The organism is Paenilisteria newyorkensis, from assembly GCF_000766145.1.
Lineage (GTDB): Bacteria > Bacillota > Bacilli > Lactobacillales > Listeriaceae > Listeria_A > Listeria_A newyorkensis.
Genome location: NZ_JNFB01000023.1, coordinates 1 through 4,152 on the forward strand (window position 1 = coordinate 1; position 4,152 = coordinate 4,152).

Here is a 4,152-nt window from a genome sequence, read left to right on the forward strand (position 1 = left end):
GCTCTACAAGGCTATCATGCAATTCCCTTATTTTTAGCCAGAAAAAAGCACTCAGTAACGTGTAGCGAATAGGATCATTATGCCGACTCACTTCTGTCTTATCCTCGGACGTGGCCCTTAGTCTATATTTTTGCAAAATCTTAGCAGGAATATCCGTAAACAAATAATCTGGCAACTCTAAGTCGAGAAGTGTTTGCAGTTTATTTAATTCCATGACTAGGGTGGCTTGACTAAGGCGCCCAGGCCCTAAGGTTAACCTTCTAAATGTGATTTTTGTTATATCTTCTTTGTCGTTTTCTTCATTTTCTAATGCTCCCCAGTAGGCTAGTAAAGCAGCCATCTTTTCCAAACTAGTAGCAGAAAGCCTCTGGTAGGTTGTTTGATAAAACTGTTGCTCTTTTTGCCGAATACAGCCACGCACTAACGTTTCTATTTGGGATTCCGAAGGGATGATTATTTTTTCTACACGGTACTTCCTAGATAGCTGTTCTTTTAACACATCTACATCTTGGTTGTACTCGTATATTTTGTCGTCTAACCAATCTTGCAATGATTTTCTATCCGCTTCATTCTCTTCTCGAAAACCGCAAAATTGTAAAATTTCCTGTCGCTGCCGATAGGCTGTTTTGGAATCCAATTGGTAGGTTATATAAGCATCAGACGACAATTGTAATTGCTTCGCGATGAACGCAGGCATATCAGGTGGAACATCGTTCTTTTCTACTGGGAATTGATGCTCCAACTGAAAATATTTTAGCATCACAGCAAAACCAATCCGCGTAGCTCTGTATTTCGTTGTAACAAACGCCATTTCTCGATCGCTCAATATAAAAGCTTCTATTTCTTCATCAATCGTCCATTCTTTTTTCATGATGTTTCCCCCATCCATTTTGTTAGATCAAAGATTTATTGCATAAATTATATCAAATATAGAAAAGTATGCAAAGGATACTTATAGATAAAAAAAGAGAGTGCAAGCTAGTTGAAAATGAACGATATAGACTGTTTTTCGCATAAACGAAGAGAAATACTTGACGTTCCACTTGCAGATGTTTATATTTATAGATAGACAAACATCTATCTATAAGGAGGTTCATTGTGACATATGAAGAAACTGCTCGCCTTTTTAAGGCGATGAGTGACCCTAAAAGAGTTCAAATTATTGATATTCTTTCCTGCGGGGAATTGTGTGCGTGCGATTTGCTGGAACATTTCGATTTCACGCAACCCACATTATCTCATCACATGAAAGTTTTACTGCAAGCAAGTATTGTACAAAGCAGAAAATCAGGAATCTGGCATTACTATTCCTTAAGGGATGCATCTATATTGAAAGGACAACAAGTTCTAGCTTCTTTTTTGGACGAAAAAGAAGTGTGTATTTGTAATGACATACACAAGAAAGGGAGCTTATAAGCTAATGCCAGCCAATGACTTTGGTTGGCGAGAATCCCAGCTATGACTCATATTAATGAAATACACTAGCGAGTAGTATCTTTTTTCGCTAGTAGTCAGGGGGAATTATGCAAATCATACTCGCTATTTTAGTTTTTATAATCACACTCGTATTTGTTATCTGGCAACCTAAAAATCTATCGATTGGCTGGTCAGCGTGTGGAGGAGCTGTTATCGCATTACTAGTAGGTGTTGTCACGCTCACTGATGTAGTGACTGTAACAGGTATTGTCTGGAATGCGACGTTAGCTTTTATTGCTATTATCATCATTTCTCTTATCCTTGATGAGATTGGCTTTTTTGAATGGGCCGCGTTACATATGGCAAGACTCGCTAAAGGGAATGGTATTTTAATGTTTGTGCTCATTGCCATTTTAGGAGCTTTGGTAGCCGCATTCTTCGCGAATGACGGTGCCGCTTTAATTTTGACACCTATTGTGTTGGCGATGGTACGTGCCCTTAAGTTTGATGAAAAAAAGGTGTTTCCATTTATTATAGCTAGCGGATTTATTGCCGATACAACATCGCTACCACTAGTCGTCAGTAATCTGGTAAATATCGTTTCTGCTGATTTCTTTGGGATCACGTTTTCTCACTATGCGCTTATGATGTGGATACCCAATCTTTTTTCTTTAATTGCAAGTATCCTGGTATTGTACCTTTATTTCCGACGAGCCCTACCAAAAAGATACGATGCATCAGAACTCGCCACACCAGCTTCCGCAATCAAAGACGTGAAAATGTTCCATATTTCTTGGGGAATATTAGCTGTTCTGGTTACAGGTTATTTCTTAAGTAGTTTCTTGGAAATCCCAGTTTCGTTTATCGCCTTATTTATAGCCCTAACCTTCTTGTTACTTGCTAGAAATAGTCAAGCTGTCCATACTAAAACGATTTTAAAAGGCGCTCCTTGGAGTATTGTATTTTTCTCCATTGGTATGTATGTGGTGGTGTATGGTTTACAGAATGTTGGTATTACGAAAGTTTTAGCAAATGCTTTGGAATATATCGGTAATTATGGCTTATTCGCAGGCACCATAGGCATGGGGTTCATCGCAGCTATCCTGTCATCGATCATGAATAACATGCCTACGGTGATGATTAATGCTTTGGCCATCGATCACACTTCTTTTACCGGAATCATGAAAGAAGCCATGATTTACGCGAACGTAATAGGCTCTGATTTAGGTCCAAAGATAACTCCTATCGGTTCTTTGGCAACCCTTTTATGGCTACACGTTTTAGCGCAAAAAAATGTGAAGATAAGCTGGGGCATGTACTTTAAAATTGGGATTGTCATTACCCTGCCCGTCTTATTTATCACACTCGTAGGTTTATATCTATCTCTACTAATTTGGAATTAATGGAGGCTTATAGGATGAAAATTATTATTATTGGTTCCGTCGCTGCCGGAACAAGTGTAGCGGCAAAAGCAAGAAGAAACACTGAAGACGATGAGATTGTGGTATACGATCAGGATGTCGATATATCTTATTCTGTTTGTGGGATTCCTTATTATATCGGGGGAGAAGTCCCAACATTAGATACCCTAACCCCAAGAAATGCAGCATGGTTTCAAAGACGTTATAACGTCGCTATTCATACGGAACATCGTGTCATGAAAATTCATCCTGACCAACAAAAAATGGATATTTTAAATCTTAAGACTGGAGAAACGGTGGAAGATTTCTACGACGAATTGGTACTTGCCATGGGAGCAAAACCAGTGACGCCTGTTGCCTTTGAATCATTCGCAGATGCTAAGAATATTTTCCATGTTAGAAATATTCAAGACGCCAGCACGATACATCACTATATCAAGAAGAAGCAACCGAAAACAGCACTCATTGTTGGCGCTGGATTTATCGGTCTAGAAATGGCTGAACAGCTACAGCAGTGTGGTATCGATGTGACGCTCATACAGCGTGGGAATCAAATAATGAAACATCTTGATAGGGACATGGCTTTTCGTGTACAAAAAGTATTGGAGAAACAGGGTGTCAAAATCGCTTTAAATACAACGATAGAGAAAATCAAGCGCACAGATAAAGAGAAACGTTTGGTAACGGTAGATAATCATGCATACGAACGAGAATCGGATATGATTATTCTAGCCGCAGGTGTAACACCAAATACGAGCTTATTACATGGAACCAATATAACACTTGGAAGCTCTCATGCTGTTTCTGTAGATGAAAAGATGCGAACGAATATCCCGCATATATCAGCTGTTGGTGATATTGCAGAAAGTTACTCTTTAATCACTGGAAAGCCGTTGTATCGACCTTTAGGTTCGACAGCTAATAAAATGGGGCGAATTGCTGGAGATAGGTTAACTGGTGGATTATTAAAACACCGGGGAATTCTTGGCACAGGGATTGTCCGAGTTTTTGATATGGTTGTCGCCTATACTGGTTTATCCGAACAGGAAGCACGCGATGCAGGCTTTGAAATAGAAGTGCTCTACAATATTAAGCCGGATAAAGCAGATTATCTTGGTGGGAAAGAACTCACAATTAAAGCCATCGCTGATCGAGATACGGGACGTGTTCTAGGTGCTCAAATAACAGGAACACATGGTGTCGACAAACGAATTGATGTGTTAGCAACAGCTATCACTTTTAAGGCAACGGCAGCGGATCTATTTCACTTAGATTTAGCGTATGCTCCACCATTTGCAACGACAAAAGATCCTGT

4 protein-coding genes are annotated in these 4,152 nt (G+C 39.5%); 3 read left to right on the plus strand and 1 reads right to left on the minus strand.

The features are described 5' to 3' along the window. The coding region (locus EP58_RS09325) for a DUF4158 domain-containing protein (RefSeq protein ID WP_036092826.1) at nucleotides 1-871 on the minus strand (871 nt) is incomplete at its 3' end. Nucleotides 872-1,098: 227 nt separating this feature from the next. Here EP58_RS09325 and EP58_RS09330 point away from each other — a divergent pair. The 3 genes from EP58_RS09330 to EP58_RS09340 form a co-directional block, all read left to right on the plus strand. After that, nucleotides 1,099-1,416 (plus strand): ArsR/SmtB family transcription factor, encoded by a 318-nt coding sequence (locus EP58_RS09330; RefSeq protein ID WP_036092828.1) that lies wholly within the window; start codon nucleotides 1,099-1,101, stop codon nucleotides 1,414-1,416. Between the two features lie 107 nt (nucleotides 1,417-1,523). Next, nucleotides 1,524-2,819: an arsenic transporter gene (locus EP58_RS09335; protein WP_036092830.1), complete on the plus strand. Its 1,296-nt coding sequence runs from the start codon at nucleotides 1,524-1,526 to the stop codon at nucleotides 2,817-2,819. A gap of 14 nt (nucleotides 2,820-2,833) precedes the next feature. Beyond that, a partial coding sequence (locus tag EP58_RS09340) for an FAD-dependent oxidoreductase (protein WP_036092834.1) occupies nucleotides 2,834-4,152 on the plus strand: 1,319 nt, incomplete at its 3' end.

What these genes read in the sequence shown, in the direction of transcription:
- EP58_RS09335 (WP_036092830.1), top strand. Translation starts at nt 1,524, where the DNA reads ATGCAAATCATACTCGCTATTTTAGTTTTTATAATCACACTCGTATTT.